At 71.8% G+C, this 13,726-nt stretch carries 15 protein-coding genes; 8 read left to right on the top strand and 7 right to left on the bottom strand.

Translation table 11 applies throughout. From position 1 onward, the window contains the following. Positions 1–56 precede the first annotated feature (56 nt). From AB0C73_RS28690 to AB0C73_RS28675, 4 genes are read left to right on the top strand one after another with little or no spacing between them, the layout of a single operon-like run. Complete coding sequence (locus AB0C73_RS28690) at positions 57–1,178, top strand: hypothetical protein (protein ID WP_362535811.1); 1,122 nt, start codon at positions 57–59, stop codon at positions 1,176–1,178. After that, positions 1,175–2,410: a toxic anion resistance protein gene (locus tag AB0C73_RS28685; RefSeq protein ID WP_362535810.1), complete on the top strand. Its 1,236-nt coding sequence runs from the start codon at positions 1,175–1,177 to the stop codon at positions 2,408–2,410. The genes AB0C73_RS28690 and AB0C73_RS28685 overlap by 4 nt, the downstream gene beginning before the upstream one ends. Continuing rightward, on the top strand, positions 2,407–3,984 hold the full coding sequence (locus AB0C73_RS28680; protein WP_362535808.1) for a VWA domain-containing protein: 1,578 nt from the start codon (positions 2,407–2,409) through the stop codon (positions 3,982–3,984). Before AB0C73_RS28685 ends, AB0C73_RS28680 begins: the two co-directional genes overlap by 4 nt. Then, positions 3,971–4,561, top strand: coding sequence for a hypothetical protein (locus AB0C73_RS28675; RefSeq protein ID WP_362535806.1), 591 nt, complete (start codon positions 3,971–3,973; stop codon positions 4,559–4,561). Before AB0C73_RS28680 ends, AB0C73_RS28675 begins: the two co-directional genes overlap by 14 nt. A gap of 293 nt (positions 4,562–4,854) precedes the next feature. Here AB0C73_RS28675 and AB0C73_RS28670 read toward each other — a convergent pair whose 3' ends face one another. Then, positions 4,855–6,678 (bottom strand): phosphoenolpyruvate carboxykinase (GTP), encoded by a 1,824-nt coding sequence (locus AB0C73_RS28670; protein WP_362535805.1) that lies wholly within the window; start codon positions 6,676–6,678, stop codon positions 4,855–4,857. A gap of 206 nt (positions 6,679–6,884) precedes the next feature. Between AB0C73_RS28670 and AB0C73_RS28665 the strand changes: the two genes are divergently transcribed. Both AB0C73_RS28665 and AB0C73_RS28660 read left to right on the top strand, forming a co-directional pair. Further along, on the top strand, positions 6,885–7,580 hold the full coding sequence (locus tag AB0C73_RS28665) for a hemolysin III family protein (RefSeq protein ID WP_362535804.1): 696 nt from the start codon (positions 6,885–6,887) through the stop codon (positions 7,578–7,580). Between the two features lie 62 nt (positions 7,581–7,642). Further along, complete coding sequence (locus tag AB0C73_RS28660; protein ID WP_362535803.1) at positions 7,643–8,260, top strand: TetR family transcriptional regulator; 618 nt, start codon at positions 7,643–7,645, stop codon at positions 8,258–8,260. Here AB0C73_RS28660 and AB0C73_RS28655 read toward each other — a convergent pair. From AB0C73_RS28655 to AB0C73_RS28645, 3 genes are read right to left on the bottom strand one after another with little or no spacing between them, the layout of a single operon-like run. Next, positions 8,220–9,287 (bottom strand): glycosyl hydrolase, encoded by a 1,068-nt coding sequence (locus tag AB0C73_RS28655; RefSeq protein ID WP_362535802.1) that lies wholly within the window; start codon positions 9,285–9,287, stop codon positions 8,220–8,222. The genes AB0C73_RS28660 and AB0C73_RS28655 overlap by 41 nt on opposite strands. Position 9,288: 1 nt before the next feature. Further along, positions 9,289–9,960 carry a vitamin K epoxide reductase family protein gene (locus AB0C73_RS28650; protein WP_362535800.1) on the bottom strand — a complete coding sequence of 224 codons (672 nt, stop codon included), beginning with the start codon at positions 9,958–9,960 and terminating at the stop codon, positions 9,289–9,291. A gap of 19 nt (positions 9,961–9,979) precedes the next feature. Continuing rightward, entirely contained in the window at positions 9,980–10,483 is a 504-nt protein-coding gene (locus AB0C73_RS28645) for a DUF5949 family protein (protein WP_362535798.1), read from the bottom strand. A 150-nt stretch (positions 10,484–10,633) separates the two neighbouring features. Between AB0C73_RS28645 and AB0C73_RS28640 the strand changes: the two genes are divergently transcribed. Together AB0C73_RS28640 and AB0C73_RS28635 are read left to right on the top strand one after the other, a co-directional pair. Continuing rightward, positions 10,634–11,071, top strand: a complete 438-nt coding sequence (locus AB0C73_RS28640) for a tyrosinase family oxidase copper chaperone (RefSeq protein WP_362535797.1) — start codon at positions 10,634–10,636, stop codon at positions 11,069–11,071. Continuing rightward, complete coding sequence (locus AB0C73_RS28635) at positions 11,055–11,921, top strand: tyrosinase family protein (RefSeq protein WP_362535795.1); 867 nt, start codon at positions 11,055–11,057, stop codon at positions 11,919–11,921. Before AB0C73_RS28640 ends, AB0C73_RS28635 begins: the two co-directional genes overlap by 17 nt. Before the next feature lie 75 nt (positions 11,922–11,996). On the opposite strand, the gene AB0C73_RS28630 is transcribed toward AB0C73_RS28635, so the two are convergent. The 3 genes from AB0C73_RS28630 to AB0C73_RS28620 form a co-directional block, all read right to left on the bottom strand. After that, positions 11,997–12,278 carry a chaplin gene (locus AB0C73_RS28630; protein ID WP_362535793.1) on the bottom strand — a complete coding sequence of 94 codons (282 nt, stop codon included), beginning with the start codon at positions 12,276–12,278 and terminating at the stop codon, positions 11,997–11,999. Between the two features lie 315 nt (positions 12,279–12,593). Beyond that, the gene (locus tag AB0C73_RS28625; protein WP_362535791.1) at positions 12,594–13,091 is read right to left on the bottom strand and encodes a hypothetical protein; all 498 of its coding nucleotides are present in this window, start codon (positions 13,089–13,091) and stop codon (positions 12,594–12,596) included. A 112-nt stretch (positions 13,092–13,203) separates the two neighbouring features. Then, positions 13,204–13,726, bottom strand: a 523-nt coding sequence (locus AB0C73_RS28620; protein WP_362535790.1) for an LPXTG cell wall anchor domain-containing protein, incomplete at its 5' end; no start/stop codon positions are given.

The raw sequence follows: 13,726 nt of genomic DNA, 5'->3' as shown, positions 1-13,726 counted from the left end.
CGGTTCACTACCGGGATCACCGATTCACCCTCCGTACACCCAACTCCCCCTGGAATGTGGGCTTCCGCGAGCACCCTGCACGCGTGAGACGCATTCTGGGAATCGTCCTCGCCGTCCTTCTCCTCGGCGGCGTGGCCGCCGCCCTCGTGGTGGGCGGCGACAAGGACGACAGCGGCACGGCAACGAAGACCGTGCGAGGAGTGATCGGGTCGGAGAAGGCGGAGTTCTTCGCCGATCCCGAGGTCGTGAAGGCCCTGGCAACCAAGGGCCTCACCGTGCGGACCGAGACCTCCGGGTCCTGGGACATGGAGGAACTGCCCCTCAAGGGCTACGACTTCGCGTTCCCGTCCGCCAAGGCGCCCGCCGACGAGATCAAGGCGAAGACGAAGGTGACCGCGGCCCCGCTGCGGCCCTTCTACTCGCCCCTGGTGGTCGTCGCGCACAGCGCCGCCGCCAAGGTGCTCGCGGACAACGGGCTCGCCACCCTCGGCGCCGGCGGCCACACCGGCACCCTGAGGATGGAGCCGTATCTGGCCGCCGCCCGCGCCGACCGCACCTGGCAGCAGCTCAAGGGCTCGGCCGGGCACGCCGAACTGAGCGGCACCCTCTTCATCACCTCGACCGACCCCCTCGCCTCCAACTCCGGCGCGCTCTACCTCGCCGCCGCGAGCTATGTCGCCGACGGCGGCCGGGTCGCCGGGGACAAGGCCGCCGTGGACCGCACCGCGCCGCTGCTGCGCAAGCTGACGCAGGTGCAGGGCGCCCAGCAGTCCAGCTCGGACGCGCCGTTCCGGGACTTCGTGAGCGGTGTCGGCAACCCGCTGGTGCTCGTGTACGAGTCGCAGGTGGCCGCGCAGCTGATCGCCAAGCAGGACCTGGGCGACCTGGTGGTGCTCTACCCGGACACCACCGTCAACAGCGACCACACCCTCGTCCCGCTCACCGAGACCGGCCGCGCCCTCGGTGAACTCCTCTCCTCCGACCCGGAGTTGCGCAAGCTCGCGGTACGGCACGGCTTCCGCCCGCAGGGCGCCGCCGCCGAGTTCACCGCCGCCACCGCCGGCCGGACCGGCTACCTCAACCAGACGCTCGCCGGAGTCCGCCAGGCGCCCGTGCCCACCTCGCAGGTGCTGCACGAGATGGCGCTGCGGGCCCGGGACCAGGGGGGCACCGCATGACCACACCCAGCACGCCCGGCACGCCCGGCACGCCTTCGCTTCGGCCGCCGGACGAGACGCCGGCCCTCGTCCTCACCCCGCCCGAGCCGGTCGCGCCGATCCGCGCCGAGCAGGCCGCCACGCTCGTGCCGATCGACGACTCCGTCCGTACGGAGATGGGGCGCCGGGCCGCCGAGTACATCGGCGCGCTCGCCGGGATCGACGCCCGCTCCCCGGAGTTCAGCGGCCGCATCGGCGAGATCACGGCGCTCGGCTCCGGCGAGATGCGCACCGCCGCCCAGCAGTCCAACCGGATGCTGGACCGCACCGTCCGCTCGCTCGGCTCCGCCGGCGGCGACCCGACCTCCCGCGTCGGCGACTCGCTCGTCGAGCTGTGCCGCACGATCGAGGACCTCGACCCGCGCGACACCCCCGCCAAGGGCATGCGCGGTCTGCTGTCCAAGCTGCCCGGCGGGAACAGGCTGCGCGACCACATCGCCAAGTACGCCTCCTCGCAGGAGACCATCAGCCGGATCCTCGACGCGCTGCGCGGCGGCCAGGACGAGCTGCGCCGCGACAACGCGGCCCTGCAGACCGAGCGGGCCCGGCTGTGGGCGACCATGGGCAAGCTCCAGGAGTACGCGGTGCTCACCGAGGCCCTGGACACGGCGGTGGAGCAGCGGATCGCGGGCACCACGGACCCGGCCCAGGCGGACGCGCTCCGCGCCGACGTGCTGTTCCCGGTGCGCCAGAAGCAGCAGGACCTGCTGACCCAGCTCGCGGTGTGCGCGCAGGGCTATCTGGCGATGGACGTGGTGCGCCGCAACAACGACGAGCTGATCAAGGGCGTCGACCGGGCCACCACGACGACGGTGACCGCGCTGCGGATCGCGGTGATGCTGGCCTCCGCGCTCGACCACCAGAAGAAGGTCGTCGAGCAGGTGAACGCGCTGCGCGGGACGACGGAGACCCTGATCCAGGGCAACGCGGCGGCCCTCGCGGGCCAGTCCGGCGACATCCAGCGGCTCGCGGCGGAGCCCGCGGTGGGCCTGGAGACGGTGCGCGGCGCGTTCCAGGAGATCTACCGGACGCTCGACGCGATCGACACGTACAAGGTGCGCGCGACGGAGTCGATGGCACAGACCGTGGACGCGCTGTCCGGCGAACTGCGCACCGCGAGCGCCTACCTGGAGCGCGCGCAGGGCACGGAAGGCACCGCCGCCCCCGGCATCCTCGAAGGAGGCCGCGGATGAGGCCCCGTACGGGCCGGCTCGCGGCCCTCGCGTTCGCCTTCGCCCTCGCGCTCACCGGCTGCACGTCCGACGGAGGCGGGAGCGGCGACAAGGGTTCCGGGATGGACGACCTGGAGTACCGCCCCGGCACCCTCCGCGTCCTCGCCTCCTCCGAACTCGCCGACCTGGCCCCGGTCCTGGACGAGGCCCGCAAGGCGACCGGCGTCACCGTGCGCCCGACCTACGCCGGCACCCTGGACGCGGTCGAGCGGATCGCCTCGGGCGAGGCGGACAAGCAGTACGACGCCATCTGGCTGTCCTCCAACGACTACCTGCGGCTGCGGCCCGAGGTCGCCCGGCGGATCACCGGCGAGACCCCGGTGATGACCTCGCCGGTGGCCTTCGGCGTACGGCCCGAGGCCGTGACCCGGCTCGGCTGGGACCCGAAGAAGGTCACCTGGGCGCAGATCCACCAGGCCGTCGCCGAGAAGAAGCTGACGTACGGCATGACCGACCCGCTGCGCTCCAACTCCGGTTTCTCCGCGCTCGTCTCGGTCACCTCGGGCCTGTCCGGCGCCCAGTCGGCGCTCACCGACGCAGACGTGAGGAAGACGAGCCCGAAGCTGAAGGAGTTCTTCGCCGGGCAGAAGCTGACCTCCGGCTCCTCCGGCTGGCTGGCCACGGCGTACGAGCGGCGCACCGACATCGACGCGCTGGTCAACTACGAGTCGGTGCTGCTCTCGATGCCGCAGAAGCTGACCGTGATCCGCCCGGCCGACGGCGTCGTCACCGCCGACTATCCGCTGACCTCGCTCACGGCCGCCCGGCCCGAGGCGAAGGACGCGGCCCGCCGGCTCGCCGCGCATCTGCGCACCCCGGCCGCGCAGAAGCTGATCACCGAGAAGACCCTGCGCCGGCCCGTGGTCCCCGGCGTCGCGCCGGAGCCGCGGCTCGCGGCCGACCCGCGCCGCGAACTGCCGTTCCCCGGCAGCCGTTCGGTCGCGGACGGACTGCTCGACTCGTACGACAACACGCTGCGCCGCCCGTCGCGCACGGTGTACGTGCTCGACACCTCGGGCTCGATGGACGGCGAGCGGCTCGACCGGCTGAAGAAGGCCCTGGTGGAGCTGACCGGCGACTTCCGGGACCGGGAGGAGGTGACGCTGATGCCGTTCGGCTCGTCGGTGAAGGAGTCCGAGGTCACCACGCACACGGTGGACCCGGCGGCGCCGAAGGCCGCGCTCGACGCGATCCGCGGCGACGCGAACCGCCTCTCGGCGTCCGGCGGCACGGCCATCTACTCCAGTCTGGAGGCGGCGTACGGGAAGCTGGGCACCGCGCCGGACGACACCTTCACCTCGATCGTGCTGATGACGGACGGCGCCAACTCGGACGGCGACCCGGCCGGGGCCTTCGACGGCTTCTACCAGGGCCTCCGCCCGGAGCAGCAGCGCATCCCGGTGTTCCCGATCCTGTTCGGCGACTCCGACCGGGCGGCGCTCGACCACATCGCGCAGCTCACCGGCGGCAGGCTGTTCGACGCGACGACCGGCTCGCTCGACGGGGCCTTCGAGGAGATCCGTGGCTACCAGTAACAGAGCGCTGCGCTACCTGGAGTCCCGCAAGAACCTGGTCGGCTGCGCGTGCGGCCTGGCCGGGCTCGGGATCACCCTGACCGGCGCCGCGGGCTCGCTGTGGCCGGTGGTGGTCGCGGGTCTTTACGGGGCGGGGGCGCTGATCGCTCCGCCGGAGCGGCCGCCCGCCCCGGCGTTCCCGGAACCGGCCGAGCAGCTCGACGCGCTGCGCGCGGACCTGGCGACCCTGCGCACGTACATCGCCGAGGTGGAGCTGCCGTCGGCCGCGCAGACCCGGCTCACGGAGGTCGACGACCTGATCGAGGCGCTCCTGGCGCCGGGCTGGGTGATCGACCCGGAGCAGGTGCGGGTGCTCGGCCGGGCGGTGCGGCAGGACGTCCCGGAGGCCGTCGACGCGTTCGTACGCACGCGGTGGTGGAACCGGGTGGTGCCGGGCGCGGAGCCGCCGGAGCGTCATCTGGAGCGTCAGCTGGACGCGTTGTACGAGGAGGCGGCGGCCATCGCGGACGCCCTGCGGGAGGCGGAGGCGCGCCGGCAGGAGACCCACACGCGCTATCTGGAGGACCGCGGAAGGTGACCGGGGGCCGACCCGGGGGGCCGACCGGGGGGGCCGGTAGATCAGGGCCCGGTGACCGGTGACCGGTGACCGGCGCCGCGAACACGGGTCACCGGCCGCGGAGGGCGATCGTCCGCGGCCGGTGATCCGTTATGTTCCGGGCATGACACTTCCGCCCGCGGAGGGAGCACGGGCATGCGCCGGCCCCCGGAGCCGTGAGGGGGCTCCGGGGGCCGGATGCGTCGTGGCGGGCCGTCGTGACCCCAGCTGGTCAGGGCGGAAATCGGGGCAACCCGTCACGAGTCTCTGGGGAACTAGCCCAGGCGCTCGACCAGGTTGTTGTACTGGTCCCACAGCTCCTTCGGCGTGTGGCTGCCGAAGGTCTCCAGGTGCGCCGGGACCAGGGAGGCCTCCTCGCGCCACACGTCCTTGTCGACGGTGAGCAGGAAGTCCAGGTCCTCGTCGGGGATCTCCAGGCCGTCGGTGTCCAGGGCGGCCTTCGTCGGCAGGATGCCGATGGGGGTCTCGACGCCCTCGGCCTTGCCGTCGAGGCGCTCGACGATCCACTTCAGGACGCGGCTGTTCTCGCCGAAGCCGGGCCACACGAACTTGCCCGCGTCGTTCTTGCGGAACCAGTTCACGTAGTAGATCTTCGGGAGCTTCGCGGCGTCCGCGGAGGCGCCGACCTTGATCCAGTGGGCCATGTAGTCGCCCATGTTGTAGCCGCAGAACGGCAGCATGGCGAAGGGGTCGCGGCGCAGCTCGCCGACCTTGCCCTCGGCCGCGGCGGTCTTCTCGGAGGCCACGTTGGCGCCGAGGAAGACGCCGTGGTTCCAGTCGAAGGACTCGGTGACCAGCGGTACGGCGGAGGCGCGGCGGCCGCCGAAGAGGATCGCGGAGATCGGGACGCCCTTGGGGTCCTCCCACTCGGGCGCGATGATCGGGCACTGCGAGGCCGGGACCGTGAAGCGCGAGTTCGGGTGCGCGGCCGGGGTCTCGGACTCCGGGGTCCAGTCGTTGCCGCGCCAGTCGATCAGGTGCGCCGGGGTCTCCTCGGTCAGGCCCTCCCACCACACGTCGCCGTCGTCGGTGAGCGCGACGTTCGTGAAGACGGAGTTGCCCCAGAGGGTCTTGATGGCGTTGGCGTTGGTGTGCTCGCCGGTGCCGGGCGCGACGCCGAAGAAGCCGGCCTCGGGGTTGATCGCGTAGAGGCGCCCGTCCTCGCCGAAGCGCATCCAGGCGATGTCGTCGCCGATGGTCTCGACGGTCCAGCCGGGGACGGTCGGCTCCAGCATCGACAGGTTCGTCTTGCCACAGGCCGACGGGAACGCGGCGGCGACGTAGCGGGGCTGGCCCTGCGGCGGGGTCAGCTTGAGGATGAGCATGTGCTCGGCGAGCCAGCCCTCGTCACGCGCCATGACGGACGCGATGCGCAGGGCGTAGCACTTCTTGCCGAGGAGCGCGTTGCCGCCGTAGCCGGAGCCGTACGACCAGATCTCGCGGGTCTCGGGGAAGTGGGAGATGTACTTGGTGGTGTTGCACGGCCACGGCACGTCCTCCTGGCCCTCTTCGAGGGGGGCGCCGACGGAGTGCACGGCCTTGACGAAGAAGCCGTCGGTGCCGAGCTCGTCGAGCACGGCCTGGCCCATGCGGGTCATGGTGCGCATGGAGACGGCGACGTACGCGGAGTCGGTGATCTCGACGCCGATGGCGGAGAGCGGGGAGCCGACCGGGCCCATGCAGAAGGGCACGACGTACATGGTGCGGCCCTTCATCGAGCCGCGGAAGATGCCCTTGTCACCGGCGAAGAGGTCCCGCATCTCGGCCGGGGCCATCCAGTTGTTCGTCGGGCCCGCGTCCTCCTCCTTCTCGGAGCAGATGAAGGTCCGGTCCTCGACGCGTGCGACGTCGGTCGGGTCGGAGGCGGCGTAGTACGAGTTCGGGCGCTTGACCGGGTCCAGCTTCTTGAAGGTCCCCTTGGCGACCAGCTCCTCGGCGAGGCGGTCGTACTCGGCCTCGGACCCGTCGCACCACACGACGCGGTCGGGCTGGGTGATCTCGGCGATCTCGTTGACCCAGGAGACGAGCTCCTGGTGCTGGGTCGGGACGGTGGAGGGAGCCGCGTTGTCGCGCGCCACGATTGCTCCTTGAAGAAGGGGTTTTCAGATGTATGCCCCTTGGGGGCTTCGACCCGGATGCGTGTGTTGCGTCGTAGGCGCTCATCCGGTGCCGACCGCACTCATTTGATCATCCGACGCTTCCGCGCATATGTCCAGAGGGGTGCACACGTGAGCAGCGCCACTCATATCCACTACTTACGATCGCGTAGGTACGATGCGGACTCATGACTGCAGCCTCGCCGGACCTCACCGCATCGCAGCAGCGCCCGGCGCTGCTGCCGCTCCCGCTCAAGCCGAGACTCCGGGGCTGGCTGCACGCCGGAATGTTCCCCGCGGTGATCGTCGCGGGGCTTGTTCTGGTCGCCCTCTCGGACTCCCCGCGGGCCCGCATCGCCTGCGGGATCTACGTGCTCACAGCCTGCCTGCTGTTCGGCATCAGCGCGCTGTACCACCGGGGGAACTGGGGGCCGCGCGGCGAGGCGGTGCTGCGGCGCCTCGACCACGCCAATATCTTCCTCATCATCGCGGGGACCTATACCCCGCTGACGCTGCTCCTCCTCCCCGACTCCACCGGACGGCCCCTCATGTGGGCGGTCTGGGCGGCGGCCGCGGCCGGCATCGCCTTCCGGGTCTTCTGGGTCGGCGCCCCTCGCTGGCTGTACACGCCCTGCTACATCGCGATGGGCTGGGCGGCGGTCTTCTTCCTGCCCGACTTCATGCGGGCCGGCGGCATCGCCGTCCTGGTCCTGGTGATCGTCGGCGGTGTGCTCTACAGCGCGGGCGGCGTGATCTACGGCATGAAGCGCCCCAACCCGTCGCCCCGCTGGTTCGGCTTCCACGAGGTCTTCCACTCGTTCACGCTCGCCGCGTTCATCGTCCACTACGTCGGCATCTCGCTGGTCGCCTACAGCCACGCCTGAGCCACCGACGTCTGAACCGCCCGCGCCTGGCCACCCGTGCCTGACCAGGCACAATGGCGGACATGGTGGAACCCCCCGCGCGCCCCTCGCTGCGCGAGCGCAAGAAGCTGAAGACCCGCGCCGCGATCCGCCGGGCCGCCTACCGGATCGCGGCCGAGGACGGCTGGGAGGCCGCGACCACCGAGGCGATCGCCGCGGCCGCCGAGGTCTCCCCCTCCACCGTGGTGCGCTACTTCCCGGTCAGGGAGGACGTCGTCCTCACCGACGACCAGGACGAGCTCCTGCTCGCCCGGCTGCGCGCCCGGCCCGCCGACGAGGAACCGCTGGACTCGCTGCGGGCCGTCGTCCTCGACGCCGTCACCACCGCACTCGCCGCCGAACCCGCCGAGACCCGGCTGCGCACCCGGCTCCTGGTGGAGGTCCCCGCCCTGCGCGCCCGGCTCACCGAGACCACCGCCCAGACCGGCCGGCTGCTGTCCGGCGCCGTCGCCGAGCGCACCGGCCGCTCCCCCGACGACCTGGAGGTACGGGTCTTCACCGCCGCCGTCCTCGGCGCGCTGCGCGAGGCCACCGTCCACTGGGCCGAACACGGCCAGGGTGACGACCTGGTGCCGCTGCTCGACCGGACCGTCGACGTCCTCAAGGCCGGGCTGACCCTGAGGCCGGGCCAGGGGGCCTGACAGCCCCGAGCCCGGCCCTGACGATCTCGCCGGACACCGGGTTCTCGGCGCACTCCCACACCCCGTGCGGGCAGTAGTCGGTGAAGGTCTGGTAGAGCGGCCGGTGCCGGGCGAACCAGTCCAGCATCCCCCGTACGTACGCCGGGTTGTCCCCGTTGCGGAACAGACCCCACTCCGGGAACGACACCGGTTTCCCGTGCTCGGCCGCGAACCGGGCGTGGAAGTCGAGCCCGTACGGCTCCGCCACCTGCTCCTCGAACGAGAGACCGGCCGGCTGGTCGTACGCGTCGAGCCCGATCACGTCCACGACGTCGTCCCCCGGCCAGCAGTCCGGCCAGGCGATGGCGTCCCGGCCCCGGCTCGGCGTGAAGTCGAAGCGGAAGCGCTGGCCCGGCACCTCGCGCAGCACCTCCACCACCCGGCGCCAGTACGCCTTCCATGCCTCCGGGTCGGGACCGCAGCGGTGCGCGTACGTGGTGCCGTTCATCTCCCAGCCGAGCACCAGGACCGAGTCCGCGAGCCCGTACGTCACGAGCCGGCCGCCGAGCGTCCGGAAGTGCCCGTCGAACGCGCCGGCCGCCCCGCTCCGCAGGCCCGCCCGCACCTCGGCGTCGGAGAGGCCCTCCTCGTTGCGGTCGAGCAGCGGCACGTTCAGGACGAACATCCGGCCGGGCCGCTCCGCCTTCCAGCGCGCCCAGGGCTCGAAGAGCGCCGGATGCCCCTCGATGTTCGACCAGCGGTCCCCCGGCAGATAGGTGTGCCCGACCGTCAGCGGCGCGCCGCCCAGCCACCGCTCCACCTCGGCGATCCGCCGCACCCCGGCCGCGTCCGAGCCGGTGAAGAACCCGGACGGCACCCCCGGCCGCGGCACCGGACCGGTCGCCGACGGCGGCGCCTTCCGCTCCGCGGTGCGCCACGCGTACGGCAGCAGGAACACGAGAGCGACCGCGAGCAGCACGGTCAGTGCCACCCGCGGCCAGGTCGCCCAGGTTCTCGCCCGGGAACGGAGGGAGCGGAGGGAGCGCATGTCAGCTGGTCCAGAACTCCCACCAGCGGGTCAGGATCAGCATCCCGATGATCCCGATGTGCAGCACCGGCAGCGCGAAGGTGAAGTCCGTGAGGAAGCCCTTCACGGCGGCGGGCGCCGGCAGCACCCCGTGCCGCACGTTGTGCGCGGTCGTGTACCAGAACATGACGATCGTGGCGCACCAGGCGAGCGAGCACCACAGGCACAGCGCGTTGATCTCGTACAGCGACTGCTGCATCAGCCAGGTGCAGAAGCCCACGCCGAACAGCATGCCCGCGTTGAGCCCGAGCCAGAACCAGCCCCGGTAGCGGGCGCCCGCCAGGATCCCGGCGCCGACGGCGACGACGACGGCGTACGTGACGAGCCCGAGCATCGGGTTCGGGAAGCCGAACACCCCCGCCTGCTCGCTCTTCATCACGCTGCCGCAGGAGACCACCGGGTTCAGGCTGCACCCCGGCTGGAAGCCCGGGTCCTCCAGGAGCTTGAACTTGTCGATGGTGATTACCCAGCCGGCCAGGACTCCGGCCGCGCCCGTCACCATCAGCATCCAGGCGAAGGCCCGGCTCGCGCCGGTCCCCGCTCCACCCGTCCGCTCGCCGTCCTGCCCCTGCTCCAGGTCCTGCTGCCGCTGGCCGGGGACCCCGGCTCCGCCGCGTACGTTCACCGTCGCCATGACGCCGCCCCCTGTCCGCTCAGCCCTGGATCCGGCTCACCGGCACCGCGATGAGGCCCGAGTTCCGTACGACGTGCTCGTCGGTGAGGAACGCCTTGAGACGGTCCTCGGCGATCGGCACCCCCGGCTGCGCGTCCGGCCACGGGACGACCGGGACCTTCACGATGACGTGGCCGGTCGCGTACGCCGCCGCCTGCCAGTCCTCCGGCACCAGGCACTGCGCGTTCATGAACGGCATGGTGAGCACGGCCCGCCCCGCCTCGACGAGCAGGTGCGCGCCGATCCCGCGCTCCTGGGCGGCGTCGACGACGATGCCGCCGATCGGCACGCCCATGTCCTCCAGGGTGCTCCGCAGCTCCGCCTCGCCGGCCTCCGGGCCGTGCAGGCCGTCGCCGAGCGAATACACCATCAGAAAGGGAGTGGCGGGAATGTCGTCGGTGGGCCCCAGGGTCCACGAGATGACGGTGAGCGTCCCGATCGAATGGGCGCTGTGCGCCTTGGACACGGCGTTGGATGTGGTCATGAATCCGGATGCTAGGGGACGAACACCCGTCAGCCGGAGCCGAATTCACTCATTCGGCCGACAAACCGTCTGCTGGCATTTCCGCCGCAACGAACCGGGGTTTTCATCGTTGTGCCCATAGGGCACCTTTTCGACCCCAGGAGATCATTCATGATCATTCCGCGCCGGGTGGCCGTGCGTTCGCTTTTCGCACTGGCCGTCACCGCCTTCACGGGCGGCGCGCTGACCCGTATCACCGCCATACCGACCGGGGACTCGCGGGACGACCCGCTCGCCGCCGGCGCCTCCGAGGAGTCCGGCTTCGAGGAGTTCGACGAGATGTACGCGGGCCGGCACCTCCGGGGCCTCGCCGGGCCGGGCGGCGAGCCCGTGGTGCTCGTCGACGGGCGGCCGCTGCATCTGATGCGCTGCGCCGACGGCGGCTGGGTCACCCCGCTCGACCACTACGAGTCCTGCCCCACCCCGCTCGCGGCCACCCGAGCGGCCGTGGACGTGGCGGGGCCCGCGCCGCTCAGCCGCTACGCCGCCGGGCACGGCGGTCACGAGGCGGGAGCTACGGGAGGGAGCCCGCGTGGCGTATACGCGTAAGAACCAGCGCGATCTGACCAGTGCCGAGCGGAAGCGCTTCGTCTCCGCCGTCCTGGAGCTCAAGCGGAGGGGGGAGTACGACGAGTTCGTCCGCACCCATATCGACTACTACGTCGCGGACGGGGAGGGGAAGCTGCGTGTCGCACACATGTGCCCCAGCTTCCTGCCCTGGCACCGCAAGTTCCTGCTGGAGTTCGAGCGGGCGCTGCGCCGGATCGACGCGTCGGTGACCGTGCCGTACTGGGACTGGACCCGGGACAACACCCCGGCGGCCGGCCTGTGGCGCGAGGACTTCCTCGGCGGCAACGGGCGGCGCGGCGACCTCCAGGTGACCACCGGCCCCTTCGCGTACGCGGGCGGGAAGTGGACCGTCCGGCACGGCATGACCGAACAGAAGTTCCTGAGCCGGGACTTCGGGCGGCCGGGCGACGCGATCACCCTGCCCACCGCCGCCGACGTGGACGTGGCGATGCGGGAGAGCACGTACGACACGGCGCCCTGGAACTCCACCAGCCGCACCGGCTTCCGCAACCGGGTCGAGGGCTGGGCGCAGGGCTCGGGCAACGACCGCTTCAAGCTGCACAACCGGGTGCACCGCTGGGTCGGCGGGCTGATGCTCGGCGGCGGGTCGGTCAACGACCCGGTGTTCTGGCTGCACCACGCCTATGTCGACCTGCTGTGGTCGCGCTGGCAGGCCCGCAACCCGGGGGCCGGCTATCTGCCGAAGGACCCGCCGTCGCTCGGCGATCCGCAGTACCGCAAGGTCGCGGCGCTGCACGAGCGGATGGGGCCGTGGAACGTGACACCGTCGGAGCTGCTCGACCACAGCGCGATCTACCGCTACGCGTGACATGCCCGACCTGACATGACAGCGTCCCCCCGGCCCGCGCGGGCCGGGGGGACGCTCTGTACAGCGGGGCGGGGATCAGCCGCCGTAGCCGCCGTCGTCGTGACGGTCGTGACCACCGTCGACGTTCGCGCACTGGTTGCCGAAGGCCGGGTTGATCAGGCCGACGAGGTTGACGGTGTTGCCGCAGAGGTTGACCGGCACGTGGATCGGAACCTGCACGACGTTGCCGGAGGCGACGCCGGGCGAGTGGGCGGCGACGGCCTCGGCGCCGGCGTCGGCGATGGCCAGGCCGGCTCCGCTGAGGGCAACGGCACCGGTGCCGGCGATGACAGCGGCAGCCTTCGCGATGCGAGACATCAGGAACTCCTTGAACGGGGAAAGCGACCGCGAGAATCACGGCCACACGCGTCCTTCAACGGCGAAAGCGCGCACGAGTCACGGGCATTGCGCCGAATGGGAGCGAAGAAAAATCAGAATCGGAAGAGTCGGAAGAGATGGCCCGCGGAAGGGCCGCCCGCCCGTCGTCGGATACGACGGGACGAACCGGTTCTTCCGCGGGCCGCGGCCATGCGACAAGCCGCCTGTTGCAACGAGCGCGAGCCCCATGGGTGGCGGGAAGAATCGTGTCTTCACCCGCCGGACCACCGCTCTGCACAGGAAATGCGCAAACGGTCAGGGGGCGAGACCGAGCTGGGGGTCGACGGCGCCGTTGAGCGCGGGGGTGAGCAGACCGATCTCCGGGACGCCGAGCCCGGGCAGACCGAGCGGGTCGTGGTGCGCGGTCTGCAGCGCGTTGCCGACGGTGGCGCCGGGGGTGACGGCGTGCATCTCGGAGCGCGGGCTGTTGAGCTCGGCGGTGCCGGGCTCGCTGCCGCGCAGCACCTCGGGGAGCGGCGCGGCGATGTCGGTCTCCGACAGGGCGCTTTCGAGCGGGAGACGGGGCAGGCTGAGGTCCGGCAGCGCACCGGAACCCTGGTGGAAACCGGTGGGCGCGCCCGGGATCGGCGTGGGGACACCGGTGGCGACGGTGGGGGCGTCCATCGGAAGCACCGGCTCCAGGCCCTGCAGCGGGACGACCACGGGGGCGTCGGCGACGGCGGGGGAGGCCAGGGCCGCCGACGCGAGGGCGGCGGCGAGAAGGCCAAGGCCGGCGTGAGATCGCAGATTCATGTCCTGCAAACGAGTTGCGAGGCGAATACGTGACGGGTTTCCCCTGAGTGCAGCAACACGAGGCCCCCACCGGTGAGGGCGGGGGCCTCGGTTGACGTGACGTCAGCGCGTGTCAGTGCTTGCCGCGGACCAGTCGGCCGCCGCGCAGGTAGAGGACGGTGCCACCGATGACGAGCGCGGCGCTGATGGCCGCGGCGCCCATGAGGGCGGCGGAGTCACTGCCGGTGTCGGGCAGGTGCGGGTGGTCGGTGGGCGGGGTGGTGGTGGGCGGAGTGGTCGGGTGGTCCGTCTCGCAACCGGGACCCGTGTCGCCGTAGTCGCAGCCGGGGGTGGTCGGCGGAGTCGTGGTGGGCGGCGTGCTGGTCGGCGGAGTGGTGGGGTGATCGGTCTCGCAGCCCGGGCCCGTGCCACCGTGCTCACAACCCGGCGTCGTCGGCGGAGTGGTCGTCGGCGGAGTCGTGGGCGGGGTCGTGGGCGGCTTGGTCGGCGGAGTCGTGGTGGGCGGCGGAGTCGTCGGGTGATCCGTCTCGCAACCCGGACCCGTGCCACCGTGCTCACAACCCGGCGTCGTCGGCGGAGTGGTCGTCGGCGGAGTCGTGGGCGGGGTCGTGGGCGGCTTGGTCGGCGGAGTCGTG

It is taken from the genome of Streptomyces sp. NPDC048623 (assembly GCF_040650755.1).
Classification (GTDB): domain Bacteria; phylum Actinomycetota; class Actinomycetes; order Streptomycetales; family Streptomycetaceae; genus Streptomyces.
Note: the sequence above shows the minus strand (reverse complement) of the source record. Positions and strands in the feature narration are given on the sequence as shown.

Excerpts from the sequence above, each read along its gene's own strand:
- AB0C73_RS28680 (WP_362535808.1), top strand. The coding sequence starts at position 2,407 with ATGAGGCCCCGTACGGGCCGGCTCGCGGCCCTCGCGTTCGCCTTCGCC.
- AB0C73_RS28660 (WP_362535803.1), top strand. The coding sequence starts at position 7,643 with ATGGTGGAACCCCCCGCGCGCCCCTCGCTGCGCGAGCGCAAGAAGCTG.
- AB0C73_RS28630 (WP_362535793.1), bottom strand. The coding sequence starts at position 12,278 with ATGTCTCGCATCGCGAAGGCTGCCGCTGTCATCGCCGGCACCGGTGCC.
- AB0C73_RS28665 (WP_362535804.1), top strand. The coding sequence starts at position 6,885 with ATGACTGCAGCCTCGCCGGACCTCACCGCATCGCAGCAGCGCCCGGCG.
- AB0C73_RS28655 (WP_362535802.1), bottom strand. The coding sequence starts at position 9,287 with ATGCGCTCCCTCCGCTCCCTCCGTTCCCGGGCGAGAACCTGGGCGACC.
- AB0C73_RS28625 (WP_362535791.1), bottom strand. The coding sequence starts at position 13,091 with ATGAATCTGCGATCTCACGCCGGCCTTGGCCTTCTCGCCGCCGCCCTC.
- AB0C73_RS28640 (WP_362535797.1), top strand. The coding sequence starts at position 10,634 with ATGATCATTCCGCGCCGGGTGGCCGTGCGTTCGCTTTTCGCACTGGCC.
- AB0C73_RS28650 (WP_362535800.1), bottom strand. The coding sequence starts at position 9,960 with ATGGCGACGGTGAACGTACGCGGCGGAGCCGGGGTCCCCGGCCAGCGG.
- AB0C73_RS28645 (WP_362535798.1), bottom strand. The coding sequence starts at position 10,483 with ATGACCACATCCAACGCCGTGTCCAAGGCGCACAGCGCCCATTCGATC.
- AB0C73_RS28685 (WP_362535810.1), top strand. The coding sequence starts at position 1,175 with ATGACCACACCCAGCACGCCCGGCACGCCCGGCACGCCTTCGCTTCGG.